Annotated in this window: 12 protein-coding genes; 3 read left to right on the top strand and 9 right to left on the bottom strand. The window is 41.0% G+C overall.

The genetic code is table 11. The annotated features are described in order from the left end of the window. The first annotated feature begins 139 nt into the window (after positions 1-139). A complete protein-coding gene (locus tag RT138_RS14745; protein ID WP_313191294.1) occupies positions 140-1,525 on the top strand; it encodes a peptidylprolyl isomerase in 1,386 nt (461 codons plus the stop codon). A 71-nt stretch (positions 1,526-1,596) separates the two neighbouring features. Here the strand turns inward: RT138_RS14745 and RT138_RS14750 are convergent, their stop codons facing one another. From RT138_RS14750 to tgt, 8 genes are all read right to left on the bottom strand, one after another. After that, on the bottom strand, positions 1,597-2,457 hold the full coding sequence (locus tag RT138_RS14750; RefSeq protein WP_313191295.1) for a nuclear transport factor 2 family protein: 861 nt from the start codon (positions 2,455-2,457) through the stop codon (positions 1,597-1,599). Between the two features lie 23 nt (positions 2,458-2,480). After that, positions 2,481-3,947 carry a cysteine--tRNA ligase gene (cysS, locus tag RT138_RS14755; RefSeq protein ID WP_313191296.1) on the bottom strand — a complete coding sequence of 489 codons (1,467 nt, stop codon included), beginning with the start codon at positions 3,945-3,947 and terminating at the stop codon, positions 2,481-2,483. Between the two features lie 17 nt (positions 3,948-3,964). Continuing rightward, positions 3,965-5,266 (bottom strand): ribosome biogenesis GTPase Der, encoded by a 1,302-nt coding sequence (gene der, locus RT138_RS14760; RefSeq protein ID WP_185211275.1) that lies wholly within the window; start codon positions 5,264-5,266, stop codon positions 3,965-3,967. Positions 5,267-5,952: 686 nt separating this feature from the next. Further along, entirely contained in the window at positions 5,953-7,584 is a 1,632-nt protein-coding gene (locus tag RT138_RS14765) for a RagB/SusD family nutrient uptake outer membrane protein (protein ID WP_313191297.1), read from the bottom strand. A gap of 11 nt (positions 7,585-7,595) precedes the next feature. Then, positions 7,596-10,631 (bottom strand): SusC/RagA family TonB-linked outer membrane protein, encoded by a 3,036-nt coding sequence (locus tag RT138_RS14770; protein ID WP_313191298.1) that lies wholly within the window; start codon positions 10,629-10,631, stop codon positions 7,596-7,598. Between the two features lie 186 nt (positions 10,632-10,817). Continuing rightward, on the bottom strand, positions 10,818-11,696 hold the full coding sequence (locus RT138_RS14775; RefSeq protein WP_185211278.1) for a DMT family transporter: 879 nt from the start codon (positions 11,694-11,696) through the stop codon (positions 10,818-10,820). A gap of 12 nt (positions 11,697-11,708) precedes the next feature. Further along, positions 11,709-12,794, bottom strand: a complete 1,086-nt coding sequence (locus tag RT138_RS14780) for an LptF/LptG family permease (RefSeq protein WP_093100532.1) — start codon at positions 12,792-12,794, stop codon at positions 11,709-11,711. A gap of 15 nt (positions 12,795-12,809) precedes the next feature. Then, a complete protein-coding gene (gene tgt / locus RT138_RS14785; RefSeq protein ID WP_185211279.1) occupies positions 12,810-13,940 on the bottom strand; it encodes a tRNA guanosine(34) transglycosylase Tgt in 1,131 nt (376 codons plus the stop codon). Between the two features lie 127 nt (positions 13,941-14,067). On the opposite strand from tgt, the gene RT138_RS14790 reads away from it, so the two are divergent. After that, positions 14,068-15,210: a glycosyltransferase gene (locus tag RT138_RS14790; protein WP_313191299.1), complete on the top strand. Its 1,143-nt coding sequence runs from the start codon at positions 14,068-14,070 to the stop codon at positions 15,208-15,210. 21 nt (positions 15,211-15,231) lie between these two features. Then, positions 15,232-15,867 (top strand): 16S rRNA (guanine(527)-N(7))-methyltransferase RsmG, encoded by a 636-nt coding sequence (gene rsmG / locus RT138_RS14795; protein WP_313191300.1) that lies wholly within the window; start codon positions 15,232-15,234, stop codon positions 15,865-15,867. A 104-nt stretch (positions 15,868-15,971) separates the two neighbouring features. Here the strand turns inward: rsmG and RT138_RS14800 are convergent, their stop codons facing one another. After that, positions 15,972-16,175, bottom strand: a complete 204-nt coding sequence (locus tag RT138_RS14800; protein WP_313191301.1) for a hypothetical protein — start codon at positions 16,173-16,175, stop codon at positions 15,972-15,974. Positions 16,176-16,177: the final 2 nt, after the last annotated feature.

Below are 16,177 nucleotides of genomic sequence, written 5' to 3' on the forward strand. Positions count from 1 at the left end.
AGCCGTTTAAGTATTTTAGCCCGAATATCTTAGCTTAGGCTAGGTGTTATTACAATTATTACTATATAAAAGTAGAAAAAAGGCATAATATTTAATAATTTTGCGATTGAACTTTAGATTTAGTGTGACAACAGACAGCATGAAAAACTTTTCAAGTTTCCTTATATTACTTTTATTAGCTTGTACATTTCAGGCTAATGCCCAAGAAAAACTGATTGACCGTGTAGTGGCGACTGTGGGTTCCGGAATTATTTTGCAATCAGATGTTGACATGCAATATTCGCAGTACCTAGCCAACGGCGGAACGCCAAGTGAAGACTTCAAATGTACCGCTCTTCAACAATTGATCATGACCAAATTGCTTTCGCAACAGGCCGTATTGGACTCTGTGGAAGTTTCAGAATCTGAAGTTGACGATCAATTGAATGCCCGTATGCGTGAAATGACGCGTAGAGCAGGTGGTAAAGAAAGATTAGAAGCCTTTTTAAAGCGTTCTTTGTTGCAGTACAAAGAAGAGATGAGACCTGTTCTTTCGGAGCAGATCAAAGCTGAAAAGTTCCAGAATACCATCATTAGCAAGGTTACAGTTACTCCTCAGGAGGTAAAGAAATATTTTGAAGGCTTGAACCAAGATAGCTTACCGGCTTTCAACACGGAAGTGGAGATTGGTGAAGTGGTGATCTATCCGGAGTTGACCAAAGAAGAGAAAAACGTATTTAGGGAGAAAGCTGAAGGATATCGTAAGCAAATCATGGACGGAACTGACTTCGGTACGGTTGCCCGTTTCTATTCGGAAGATCCAGGATCGGCAGTGCAAGGTGGTGAATTAGGTTTCGCACCGCGTGAAAACTACGTGAAAGAGTTTTCGGCTATGGCCTTTAGATTGAAGGAAGGCGAGATTTCTCCAGTGTTTGAAACGGAATACGGATTCCATTTCCTACAGGTGTTGGAGCGCCGTGGTGAGGAGGTAAATGCTAGGCACATCCTTGTGACTACCAAACCAACTACTGCCAGTATGGACAGGATCAAAGGTAAAATTGATTCGATCTATGACAGCGTACATTCTGGTAAATTACCATTCAGTACCGCAGCAACAAGATATTCGGATAATAAAGAGACCAAATTCAATGGCGGTATGGTGGTTAACCAACAATCAGCATCCCGTTCTACCTTGATCCCTGTGGACATGTTGGAAAAAGAAGTGTTCATGGCAATCGATACCTTGAAAGAAGGCCAATTGTCTAGACCATATCCATTCCAAGATCCTAGAACAGGAAAGTCTGGCTATAAGTTCACTTACTTGAAAACAAGGATCCCACCGCACAAAGCTAGCTTGGAGCAGGATTTTGCGAAGATCCAGGAAGCTGCACAGGAGGATAAAACCCGCAGAAGCTTAAGTGAATGGTTTGAAAAGAAAACAAAGAACACCTTTGTTCACATCAACAATGAATTTGCGACTTGTGATGAACTGCAGATGTGGATTACGCCGGCAAGTGAGAACCTAGCCTCATCGAAAGAAGATTAAGAAAAAATTAAATGATAAAAGAAAACCCCGATCGATTGACCGGGGTTTTTCTTTTATATTATTTTGTCCTGTTATCTTTCGAACATCATTTCTAAGATCACTTTCCATTGGAACTCGCCAGTTAGTTGCCAGATACGGATATAACTGAATTTTACCACCTTGTCCTTAAGGCCTACGGTAGCCGTACCGGAAGTATAGGCAAATTCGCCGCTATAGGCACGGCCTACCTCGGTAGGATCCGTGTCGATCTCGATTCTTTCTTTCTTCAGGAAGGCCAATACATTGTCCCTACCCTCGATTTCGTTCTGCCATGGGAAGTAGAACCGGGCATCATCTGCCAAGAACTCTTTATAGCCCGTTTTAGTATCCGCTTTTAGAATAGTAGAGAAGAGTTCATCTGTTTGCATTACGACTTCCTCACGTTGCTCTAAGCGCTTTACAGAGCGATGTTTTAGGTATGCTTTATCATCGGGTTCGTAATATTCCAAAGGACTGGCTTTCTTCTTGCCGTAGTTTTCTACTTCGGCGCGTAGGTGAGCTCTCCAGTTTCCCTTTCTATCACGATGCCATACCGTAAGATACTGTCCGAAACGTTTGATAGAACCCATCTTCTGGAATTCGATAGGTCCTGAGGTTACTCCCCAGTCCAGACTCCTAGATACAAGGACAAAGTTGGGGTTCCAAGAAAGACGATCTGGGAGATTGGGTCTATTATCTAAATAGTTTGCTGCATTGACTGGTGAAGGCACAAGGAAAGTAGATTCCTTGTCAATGATATATTTAAGTCCAGCATAGGGACTTTCTGTTTTTGAAAGATTCGCTGCTGTTCTATCAACCGAAAGAAGCCCCCCTACCTTCTCAGGTAGTTGGGCAAAACTCGAAAAAGAAATTAGCGTTGCGGCTAATAGAGTTAAGCCTTTTTTATTAATCATTACTGTAAATTTTACCTTACTAATCAAATCTTATTCCAAAGTGTTCCTTCCTTACTATCTTTCAGTTGGATACCTACGGAATTCAATTGTTCGCGGATACGATCGGAGGTCACGAAATCCTTGTTTTTCTTGGCTTCATTACGCATATTGATGATGATCTGCATCAGGTCATCCATATTGTCACCTTCGCCGATCTGATCATCTTTAAGCCCTAGAATGTCGAATACAAACTCTTGCATATATTTCTTCAGCTCGTTGAGGTCTGCTTCGGTAATCGTCAGTTTCCCATCATAGATGGAGTTGATGATACGCACAGCCTCAAATAACTCAGCTATTAAAACTGGGCTGTTGAAATCATCATCCATGGCAGCATAGCTGCGTTTTTTGATTTCAGCCAAGTCGCCAAAATTAGAAGATTTCGACGGTACTACCTTTTCTAATAAGCCGATAGCTGCCATCAGGCGTTTATAGCCTTTATCTGCAGCATCCAAGGCATCATTGGAGAAATCCAATGTACTTCTGTAATGGGCCTGCAGCATAAAGAAGCGTACGGCCATTGGTGAATACCCCCTATTTAAAAGCGGATGGTTACCGGTAAACAGTTCGCCCGGAAGGAAACCATTTCCTGCAGATTTGGACATCCTCGTTCCATTCACGGTCAACATATTGGTATGCATCCAATATTTTGCCGGTGTGGTATGGTTACATGCTTCCGATTGTGCGATCTCATTGGTGTGGTGGGTAGCTGCCAAGTCCATTCCACCGCCGTGGATATCGAATTGATCGCCCAGATATTTCCTGCTCATCGCTGAACATTCGATATGCCATCCGGGGAACCCTACTCCCCAAGGAGAAGGCCAACGCATGATATGCTCTGGTTTAGCCTTGATCCATAAGGCAAAATCAAGTCTGCCGCGCTTCTCATCTTGCCCACCCAACTCGCGGGTGTTGTTCAATAGATCTTCTAGGTTTCTATTGGTCAAGATGGTGTAGTTATATTCTTTGACGTATTTTTCCACGTCGAAATAGACCGTACCATTTACCTCATAGGCAAAACCATTCTTGATGATCTCCTGTACCATTTCAATCTGCTCAGAGATGTGACCGGTTGCAGTTGGTTCGATGCTTGGTGGAATGGTATTGAATAAACGCAGTACGTCATGGAATCCAATGGTATATTTCTGAACGATCTCCATGGGTTCCAACTGTTCAAGCTTCGCTTTTTTCGCAAATTTATCATCCCCCTCATCATTGTCTCCCTCTAAGTGCCCAGCATCTGTGATATTACGCACATAACGTACTTTATATCCAAGGTGCAACAAGTAGCGGAAAATCAAATCAAAGGAAACAAAAGTCCTACAGTTCCCTAGATGCACATCACTGTACACAGTGGGTCCACAAACATACATCCCAACAAGGTTAGGATGGATGGGTACAAACTTTTCTTTCTTACGGGTAAGGGTATTGTATAATACTAAATTATGCTCCATACGACGGTTGAAACTAATTATTTTTGTCTAAAGAATATCTGGATTGGCACTCCTGAAAAGTCAAAGTTCTCGCGCAGTTTGTTTTCGATAAAACGCTTGTACGGATCTTTGATGTATTGAGGCAGATTACAGAAGAAAGCAAACATTGGCGATCTTCCCGGTAATTGCGTTACGTATTTAATCTTAATGAATTTTCCCTTGGTTGCTGGGGGTGGATACCTTTCGATAATCTCCAACATCACATCATTCAGTTTAGAAGTAGGGATCTTTTTAGTTTTATTGTTGTAGACCTCCATAGCCGTTTCTACGGTCTTGAAGATACGTTGTTTCTCCGTTACGGAAGTAAATAGGATTGGAACATCCGTGAATGGCGCAATCTTGTTTTTGATAGCTTGCTCAAATTCCTTGGCTGTTTTATGGTCTTTTTCAATGGTATCCCATTTGTTCACCAAAATCACGATACCCTTTTTGTTCTTCTCTGCCAAGTGGAAGATATTGATATCCTGTGCTTCGATACCGTCTTTGGCATCAATCATCAAGATCACCACATCGGAATCCTCCAATGCTTTAATCGTACGCATGACCGAGTAGAATTCGATATCCTCATTCACTTTGGATTTTCTTCTCAATCCAGCAGTATCAACCATCAGGAACTCATGGCCAAATTGATTGTAATGGATGCGGATGGAATCTCGCGTAGTCCCTGCGATTGGGGTTACGATATTTCTTTCTTTACCTAACAGGGCATTCGTCAATGAGGATTTACCAACGTTAGGACGACCAACGATAGTAAACTTAGGCAATTCGGTATCATCTTCCTCTTCGTTTTCAAAATTAGAGACTACTTCATCAAGAAGTTCACCAGTACCTGAACCAGTCATGGATGAGATATTGAAGATCTCACCTAATCCAAAGGAATAAAATTCTGCTGAATCATGGGTTTGTTTGGCGCTATCCACCTTATTGGCAACGACATATACTGGTTTTTTGCTGCGACGCAACATATTTGCGATCTCATCATCTAAATCGGTTACTCCAGTAGTGACATCCACTACAAATAAAATAACGGATGCCTCATCGATGGCAATCAAAACTTGCTCTCGAATGGCTGCTTCAAAGACATCATCTGAACCATGAACAAACCCACCCGTGTCGATCACGGTGAATTTCTTTCCGATCCATTCCGCTTGTCCATAATGCCTGTCACGGGTAACCCCGCTGTAGTCATCTACGATAGCTTTTCTACTCTCTGTCAAACGGTTATATAAGGTCGATTTACCAACATTGGGTCTCCCTACAATTGCTACGATATTTGCCATATTTCTTTCTATTCGTTACCTCACGGCAACGTTTTCAGGTATCTTGTAAAGGTACAAAGTTACGGATAAATCGCACATCTTGCGTGAGAAATCAGAAAATGACAGCTTTATGCACAAATAATGGACTTCGCTCTTTTTCAATCTCCTCTTGGGAGAAATCTTTTATTGAACTTTTGCCCATTTTTTTCAAAAAAATAGGCCGTCCCTGAAAGGGATGGCCTAAAAATAGTTTTGAAAATTAACAGTTAGAAATGTTATTAAGAATCTCTGTAGAATTTCCACTAAGTAATTTTACTTAGATGATTATCTCTACAAAGACATCTGACTTCGTCAAATTATGCTGAAAGATAGAAAATTTATTCCTAAAACTTAAATAATTCCAGGAGGAAATTTTAACCTGATTTATTGGATAAACTTCTTTAATCAGTTGAATAATAGAGTTTTTTAACATATTCGAAATCTTAATAACTCATAAATGCAAACGAATTGTTAAACTATTCTTCTCAAGAAAGAAATGCATCATGGAAAGCAAATTAAAACTACGAAGGCCTATCCCCTGCAAATATCATAATTCTCTAAAGTTTTTTTTAATATGACAAATAAAGTCCCAGAACTTTAATAGTTCGGGGCTATAAATCAATAGAGCAGCCTGGTATTGGCTGCTCTATTGATATTAATAATATGTTTTAAGGATTTTGTTTCAGGACACCGTTGGAAAGTACAATTTGCTGCTCTGGAATAAATTCTATTGCTTGATTGCTCTTCGCATCGATGGTCAAGATTGGAGTTGTTCCTGAAGTATGGGTTCCTGGATATTTTCTATCCATGAGTTTACCATTCCTGAACACATCGAACTTTCTATGTCCTTCCCAAGCAAGCTCCAATTTTCTTTCTTCCAATACGACATCCAGGGCCGTCTTCCCATTTAAGTTGGAAGCTGTCCAAAGTCCTGCTGTAGGAATTCCGGCTCTTTGCCTAATTAGGTTTACATCTTTCAATGCCGAAGTTACATCGCCTAATTTCGCATTGGCTTCCGCACGGATCAGATAAACTTCAGCTAATCTGGAAATAATTGGCGACCATAAATGCGCTTGGCCTTCCTGACCGGAACATTTCATCACATAGTATTTCAGATATCCGTTACGGTTTGCCAATTTCTTGTCAATCAAAACTGTTCTTTTCTTACCTGCAATTTGAATATAGTATTGGAAAGCACCGGCTCCGTTAGATTCTTTGATCAGGTTCTTTTTAGCTCCAGCTTCTGTATAAGAATAATCCGTTCCAGCTTGGGTAACTTGCACACTCGCATATTTGAAATCATCAGTGACGTAATATGCATGCAATTCATTTGCTTTTTCAACAACAGGCTGGATCATTTTATAGCGGACATCTTCCGGATATTTCCTGACTTCCTCCAAATAGGTCCTGGACGCATACATCTCCCCCCAACCTGAACCTTGGATATTGGCATACATGGAACCGATCGTATTCCATCCATCATCTGGGTAATCAATATCCTTTACGAATTTGATGGCAAAGATGTTTTCCCTGTTCTCTTCCGGAGTGGAAACAGTTAGTTTATTGTAATCAGACCCCGCCAAAAGGGAAAACTTACCCGATTCAATAACCTTATCAGCATATTGAACGGCTTTTTGATTATCGCCTTTGAACAGGTAAACCCTCGCCAACAATGCCTGTGCTGCATAAACATTTCCATACACATTACTTTTATAGGATTTGAACATACCTTCTGCTTTCAAGAGGTCTTTCTCCACTTGATCGTAGACCTCCTTAACGGTATTACGTGGAAGGATCTCGAATGGATCATCGGATAGTTTAATCGGCACAGCCAAAGATTGTGGATCTTGGGTATAAGGCTTGCCAAACACATTTGCCAAATAGAAATACATCAGGCTTCTCAAATAAAGATTCTCGGCAATCATCTGATCAACCTCATCACTTTCGCCTTCTTTCAATTTCTGAAGCAATAAATTGGTTCCCGCAATTACACGGTATGAGTTTTCCCAATAGCTATTGACCCTTGCATTATTGACAACTCTTTTGTAGTTGTAATTATAAAACAGGTTATCGGTAGTTGTTCCACTCAACGAGACATTGTCTCCTGGATATTCTGTAACGCGGTGCCAGTTTTCAACCCAACCTTTCAAGGTGTGGTAATTCCCCAAATGTAAAGCTTGGATAGCACCCTCAGTGTTTTCGATCGATTCATTGGTCATCGCATCATAAGGCTCCTTATCCAAAGAACAAGATGTCATCAACAGACCAACGACCCCACTTAATATGAATAATTTCTTCATCTTTCTTTCTTTTAAAATGTTAGGTTAAGCCCGAAAATCAAGCGTTTTGGTGCAGGATATTGCGAGGTAGCATCACCACCTCCAGCCTTATCCGCTGAATTATCATTTCCTAAGATCGCAGCCTCTGGATCTAGACCGGAGAATTTGGTTGAAGTCCATAGGTTATCACCAGATAAATAAACGTTCAATCCTTTTAATTTCAATTTGCTAACCAGGCTCTCCGAGAAGGTATAACCTAATGTCACGTTTCTCAATCGCAAGAAATTCGTGCTTTCCAAATACCTAGAAGAGGTTTTGTTGGAAAGACTGGTGTTATTGTACTCCGCTCTTGGATGGGTAGCATTTGGATTTTCAGCAGACCATCTTGACCAACCATCCATCAGGATCATTTGATTGTATGACGCATAGGCACCATCTGAATCGAATAACTCTCTGGCAGCATTATAGGTTACACCTCCGTTTTGATAAGCAAAGCTGGCATTCAGGTTAAAACCTTTATAGTTCATTGCCGAGTTGAAACCACCCTGGAACTTAGGCGTTGCTGCTCCAACAAACTGCAATGCAGCATCGTTATAGTTAGAAGTGGTTGAAACCTCTCCAGTATTCTCATCAATGGTTTCCCAAAGAGGATCACCATTCTCAGGATCTACTCCGGCCCACTTACGCATGTACCAAGAGTCAACATCATGACCTTCGGAGAATCGCATATTGCCTTTAGGAATATCCTGCCCATCTTTCAAGGAGGTAATTTTATTGTTGTTATGAGCGATATTGACACCTAAGTCCCATTGGAATGGGTTTTCCGGACTGAATACCGAACCACTCAGGGCAACTTCCACCCCACGGTTCCTCAATCCACCGATGTTCAACCAATACCCATCCCATCCCGCAGTTGAAGGGAACTCCACATAGTAAAGCAGTCCGCTGGTATTTTTATTGTATAAATCAACCGATAAGTTCAGTCTATTGAACATGCCCAGTTCCAAACCTAAATTGGCATCGTACGATTTTTCCCAACTTACATTCGCATTCTGGAAGTTCTTCTGGATCGCTGCCGGCTCGCCATTGTATTGGGCGTTTAGGCCATAGGTCGCGAATGAAGAATAATAATCGATCGGCACGTTTCCAACGCCACCATAGGACGCTTTCAGACGCAACAAGTTAATGGAAGGAACATTAAAGAAAGCTTCATTATTAATATTCCATGCAGCACTTACGGAGTAGAATGCACCATATTGTTGGTTCTGACCAAATCTTGATGATCCATCCACACGGAAGGAAGCCATCAGGTTATAGCGGTTATCATAACCATAAGTACCCTGCAAGATTCCAGACTGGAAAGAATAATCATTTTTGGTTCCACCGAAATCAAGAACGCTGGCTGCATTCCCTAGGATCTGAGATCCTGGAGCAATCCCTTTACCCTTAGCATTCAGACTTGAATACACATAATCAGAGTATTCATAGGCTGCAAAACCTGATACAGTATGTTTGCCGAACGTTTCATTATATTTCAACATCTGGTTAAAGAACCTGGTGATCCGTTTATCAGAAAATTGATAGATGGTTCCTTTATCATTACGACCAGCATTCGAGTTCGGATCAGCATAACTCATGGTTGTCTGGTTGTAGTAGGTCAGGTTGTTCATAGATTCGAAAGTGAATCGATCTGAAATCCTATACGAGAAATCAAAGTTACCCTGCATATCAAACGTCTGCCCCTTACCGTAGTTATATTGTAGATCATACAAATAGTTGGTATGGTCCCGACCTAACCAAAGCACATTGGCATCGGCATCTTGCGGATTCTTGATTGTTCCATCTGCATTATTTGGGTTGTCCCATGGCAAATAGAACATCATATTATATAGTGAATGTTGTTTGTCCAGATAGGTAGTGTAAGCCGCGTTCAATTTAGGCTTGAAAGTCAAGCGATCGGTCAGTTTATGTTCCACATTGAAACGGCCGGTCATCCTTTCAAAATCATAACCTTTCAAAGATCCCTTTTCACCGTAGTAATTGGCACTTGCAAAAACGGATGTCTTTTCGGTTTTACCCATGTAGTTTGCCGAGAAGTCGTTCACTGGAGCGGTTTGAGTACCGTTTTTGATCCAATTATAATCGTTGTTAAGGACATCCGGGGTTACATTCGGATCAATATCTTTCTGATTAGGGAAGGTTTGGTAGTAATCCCAAAGCTCCTGGGAGTTCATCAGCTTAAACTGCCCGAAGTTGAATTTGCTGACACCAGAAGAAAGGTTTACCGAGAATGTTCCCTCACCTTCGCGCAAGGCTCTTTTGGTAGTTACAACGATTACCCCATTGGTACCTCTGGAACCATATTGTGTGGTAGCTGCGGCATCTTTCAATACCGAAATAGTCTCGATATCATTCGGGTTTATATTGGCAACGCCGTGCGTGATAACACCATCCACTACCCATAAAGGATTTGTTCCTGAAGAAAGGGAACTTCTACCCCTGATCTTAACATTTGCTTGTTGCCCAGGTCTACCTGTTCCAACCACATCCACTCCCGCAACCTTTCCCTGCAAGAGGTTAGATACATTCGGAGACTTGCTGTCTTTCAGTTTCTTTTGATCTAAGGAAACGATGGACGCACTGATTTCTCCCTTTTTCTGTGTGGAATAACCCGTCACCACCACTTCATCAATATTCTCCTCACTTGCGCTCAGCTCCACATTCAGTGTAGCACCTGTTACGGCCACCTCCTTTTTCTCATGCCCTAAGGCAGAAAACATCAAAGTCTGACCAGTTTCAGCGGCGATACTGAATTCCCCTTCTGCATTGGTAGAAGTCGATTTACTCGGATCTTCCTTCACGGTTACAGTCACCCCTGGCAGGACGACACCTCCTGAAGTCACCTTTCCCTTGACCTCCTGTTGAAAAGCATGGATTTCCTTTTTATCCTTACTAAGATCATTGGCAACAGAATATCCACCTGATAGACTCAACCCTAAAATAATGGCTCCTGTAACTAATTGAGATCTTTTCAATGGAAAAAACGGACTTGAAAATCTCTTTATCATAATTAATCTATTAAATAAAATTTAGTAATAAGCCGTAGGCCATATCACAACTTAGACGCAGGAAGGTAAAAGTTTATAGAAAAGATTAAATGAATATTTCACAACGAAAACGTTTGCATAAAATAAGCAATCGTTTGCACAAACAACCAAGTGTAACTTTATTGTAAAGCTTTAATCAACGGAAGGTTAAATCTTGATCTTTGTCTTCAGATAAGGATATACAAATACAGCTGCCAAGACAATAACAGCACCAAAATAGAAGCCTGTACTCATCGCTTCTTTCTGTCCAAATATCAGTAATGCTAAGATAATCCCATAAACAGGTTCCATGTTTGTCGTCAGGGCAACCGTAAAGGCAGATAGTTCACGCATTACCGCAACACCCAACACATAGGCGATCGCCGTACAAACCACTCCTAATAACAAAAGATACAACAGATCAGATTGACTGAGAATCATCTGTTCATCGAAATCCCCTGTAAACAACATAACCAAAGAAACGCCGATCCAAGCACCGACCATCTCATATAAGGTAATCGTCGTCGGACTGCCTTTCTTTACCATTCTGGCATTCAATATGGAAAATATACTGGCACAGAATGCACAGGACAAGCCATAAACGATTCCCCAGAAATATTTGAACTCGAATTTAAAGATCAGGTAGATTCCGAAAATGATCACCAGTCCAACGATCACATCAGCAATGGAAATCCTTTTTCGGTTTATGATAGGCTCCAATATGGCTGTAAACAAGGTCACTGAAGATAGGGTAACCAAAGTAACCGATACAGTGGACACCTTGATGGCATGAAAGAACAGAACCCAATGCAAGCCCACGATCACCCCCACACCCAGATACTGCAACAGCTGATCTTTGGGAACCAGCAGGGACCTCTTGGTAAATAGATAGTACAGCACCAACGAAACCGCAGCAATCAACACCCTGTACCATACCAAATGTAGGGCAGAAACGGTAATCAATTCGCCCAGAACACCTGTAAAGCCCCAAATTAATACGGTAAAGTGCAATATCAGTGTATTGCGGTTAATGGTTAACTGTGACATGGTTTGTGATGCTTATTTAGGAGCCTTTTTCAACAGATAAAAACTCAATATCAAGAAAATGACATTGGGGATCAATACAGAGATCAGAGGGTCCAATCCCCCTTTGATGGAGAACATACTTGAAAATCGTTCAAGCACGATATATATACAGCTCAAGCCGATACCTAGACCTAAGCTCAAGCCAATACCACCACGGACTTTCTTGGATGATAGGGAAACCCCGATCAAGGTCAAGATAAAAGCCGAAAATGGATTTATGATTCTTTTATATTTTTCGAGCAGCAATTCATTCATCATCCCGGTCCCACGAACTTCCTCCTTGCTGATACGTTCATTGAGCTCATGCTGGTCCATCGTGGTAAACACGTCCTCATAGGATTCGAAATCCTGCGGGCGCATATCCAAGGTGGTATCCTTTTTCTCACCGCTCAGCATCTCCTCCTTCAATCCCTTGATTTCCCTCGTGGTATAGGTGTGCAGGCTCCACTTCCCAGCCACAGAATCCCAAGTCACACGCTCTGCCATCAACTTTTCCAACATCTTGTCCCCATCAAACTTCTCCAAGCTGAAGTTATATCCCACCTTGGATTTGGTATCAAAGGAACCCATATATACATAGGTATTTGAATCCACCTGCATATGAATGGAAGAAGAGGTTGTACTCACTTTATTGGGCTTGACATAGACGTTCTCAAAATTCACCTTCACCTTATTGGTAAAAGGGATAATGTAGACATTGGACAGCAAAGTCATCCCAAATATCAAAGCTGCGCAGATCATATATGGCCTCAGCAACCTATTAAAGCTCATCCCTCCACTTAGGATCGGCACAATCTCCGTCTGATCGGCCATCTTGGAAGTAAAGAAAATTACGGCAATAAAGTTGAACAGCGGAGTAAGCATGTTGATAAAGAAAGGCAGACTTCCCAATGCATAGTATTCAAAGAATACCTGCGTCATGGTAGCCCCATATTTATTGAAATCATCGATCTTCTCCGAAATATCAAATATCACAATCACGACACAGAAGATCGCCACTGTGAAAACAAAAGTAGACAAGTACTTTTTCATGATATATCGATCGATGATCTTAAACATGCGCTTTCTCTCGAATTATAGTCTTTGACCTAATACTGGAACCATTTTATTTTTCCAATCATAAAACGTTCCATCAATGATCTTTTCCCTTGCTTGATTAACTAACCAAAGATAAAAATGTAAATTATGTAATGAAGCGATTTGTGCCCCTAAAATTTCTTGTGACCTGATCAGATGTCTCAAATAAGCTTTTGTATGGATTTGATCCACCATCAAGTCTGATTCCGCTTCGATAGGACTGAAATCATCCTTCCACTTTTCATTCTTGATATTGATGATACCATTTTGCGTAAACAGCATTCCGTTCCTTGCATTCCTGGTCGGCATCACACAGTCAAACATATCGATCCCTAAGGCTATATTTTCCAAAAGGTTCACTGGAGTACCTACGCCCATCAAATATCTTGGCTTATCATGCGGCAAGATATTGGTCACTACCTCAGTCATTGCGTACATCTCCTCAGCAGGCTCCCCTACGGAAAGTCCGCCGATTGCATTCCCCTCTCTATTGAATGAAGCGATGGTCTCTGCTGATTTCTCACGCAGATCTTTATAAACCGAACCTTGAACGATCGGGAAAAGCGTCTGATCATAGCCATACAAAGGATCTGTGCTATCAAAACGATCACAACAACGCTTTAACCAACGGTGGGTCATTTCCATGGACCTTCTAGCATAGCGATAATCACAAGGATATGGAGTACACTCATCAAATGCCATTATAATATCGGCACCGATGATACGCTGGGTATCCATCACGTTCTCTGGAGTAAACAAATGTTTTGAACCGTCGATATGCGACCTGAATGTCACCCCCTCTTCCTTGATCTTCCTTACTTCGGTCAAGGAATAAACTTGGTAACCTCCCGAATCGGTTAAGATTGGACGGTCCCAATTGATAAATTTATGCAGACCTCCGGCCTTATTCAACACATCCAATCCTGGTCTTAGGTACAGGTGATAGGTATTCCCTAAGATGATCTGTGCTTGAATATCATTTACCAATTCATGTTGATGCACCGCCTTTACAGTTCCGGCAGTACCAACTGGCATAAAAATAGGTGTCTGTATCTTTCCGTGAGCGGTTTCAATCTCTCCGGCCCTTGCTTTTGAAAATTTATCTTGTGCTTGAAGCGTAAAATTCATAGTAATCCTTAATCGACCGCAAAAATACTATAAAATTCTTAGCGAATGGCATATCAGCCCTTTAATTCGCATTTCTTAACAATTAACAGAAATTTGGGCGATAACCTGTATCTTTGAACCTAATTTTATGGGTTTAATTTTCTATATCGATCTCGATCTATCGCTTATTCCTTATGGAGTCTTGGCGCTTTTGTTGATAATCCAACTCAACTATATTTTGTTTGTATATGGAAAACTGGCTTTCTACAAGGTCAAACCCAAACAAGATAATGCAGCCGGTAAGCAGGTTTCTATTATCATCTGTGCACATAATGAGCAAGAAAATTTAAGGACCTATCTTCCCGCTATTTTAGAGCAAGATTATCAAAATTTTGAAGTCATTGTAGTCAATGACTGCTCAGAAGATGATACCAAATGGGTTTTAAAGGAATTTGCAGAGCAATATGCCCACCTCAAGATCGTTGAGATCAAGGAGCATATACAATTAAAGCACAGCAAGAAATTTGCCCTTACCATGGGGATCAAGGGAGCCCAATATCCTTACCTCCTGATGACGGATGCCGATTGTCAACCCAATAGCAGCAATTGGCTGCGTGAAATGGCAGGATCCTTCCAAGAAAACAAGGAGATTGTGCTAGGCTACTCGCCATACTTCAAATTTCCAGGCTTTTTGAATCGACTAATTCGCTTTGAAACTAGCCATACCGCTATGAGCTATTTGTCCTATGCCTTAAAAGGAAATGCATATATGGGCGTTGGGAGAAATCTTGCTTATACAAAAGAGCTGTTTTTTAAGAATAAAGGTTTTACCGAGCATATGCATATCAAATCTGGTGATGATGATCTTTTTGTAAATGCCAATGCCAACAAAACGAATGTAGAGATCAATATCCATCCCGATGCCTTTGTTTATTCTGATCCAAAAAGAACTTGGAAATCCTATTACAAACAAAAGGCAAGGCATTCTGGGGCATCTGTTCTCTACAGAGGCAAACATAAACGCATGCTGGGAACGCAATTGATAACCGCCCTGTTGTTTTATGTGATGTTAATCGTTTGTGTCGCAAATGGACCATCCTATTGGTATTTGGCCTTGGGGGCCTACCTGATCCGATTGATCTGCCAACTCTTGATCTTCAACCCAATCTACAAAAAACTAGCCGTCAGCGACCTCTTAATCTGGTTGCCGATATTAGATCTATATTATTATTTTTACATCTGCTTCAATGGATTGTTCAATCGTTCCAAAAAGCAGGTCTCTTGGAAATAAAAACCCTTAATTTATTACATCGTGAACCCTACTGTCGACATTATCTATAATTACTTCCCGAAACTGACGGAAACCCAGAAAGAGCAATTTGCCAAATTGGAAGAACTATATCCCTTATGGAATGACCAGATCAATGTGATCTCCAGAAAAGATATCGAAAGCCTGTACCTGAAACATGTTTTACATTCCTTGGCAATAGGAAAGTTTGTGGGTGAATTTACCCCTAATACAAGAGTTCTAGATGTAGGCACCGGAGGTGGTTTTCCTGGAATCCCATTAGCGATCCTATTTCCAGAGGTTAAATTCCATTTGGTGGACTCTATCGGCAAAAAGATCAAGGTAGTTCGCGAAGTAGCAGAAGGTTTAGGCCTTACGAATGTCGAAGCAGACCATATCCGAGCCGAGCAATTGGACTATAAATACGATTTTGTGGTTTCCAGAGCAGTTACCCGTTTAGGTGACTTTATCCCTTGGGTGAGAAACAAAATTGAAAAACAAGATAAAAATGGTATCCCTAATGGCATCCTTTATCTGAAGGGTGGTGATCTGAAAGAAGAAATCAAAGAAGCCAGAGTAAAAGCTGAATTACACCCTATATCGTCTTATTTCAAAGAAGATTTCTTTGATACCAAGTATGTAATGTATATCCCGATGTAATTGCCTGTTTACTTTCAACTGCTTTATAAAAAGGCGAATTGAAATGGGCACAGGGGGAGAAGATTTTTAATGTTATAAAAAAAGCAACCACACATTGGTTGCTTTTATTTAACGATACTTTTAAAAAGCTCAGAAACACTTGAAAAACTTACTCCTTTTCCCTCCTGCAATTCCTTCATAGCTTCTAGGGTCTCATGGCTGGGCTTATTGCTTTGAGAAACAATTTTTCCATTTAGCTTCATAAGAAGTTGCTTGAATAGCTTAGTTTCCTTTTCGGGCAGTTCAATTGTAAAGATTTTCTTATCCATAT

Source organism: Sphingobacterium sp. (assembly GCF_032065005.1).
In the GTDB taxonomy this organism is placed as follows: domain Bacteria; phylum Bacteroidota; class Bacteroidia; order Sphingobacteriales; family Sphingobacteriaceae; genus Sphingobacterium.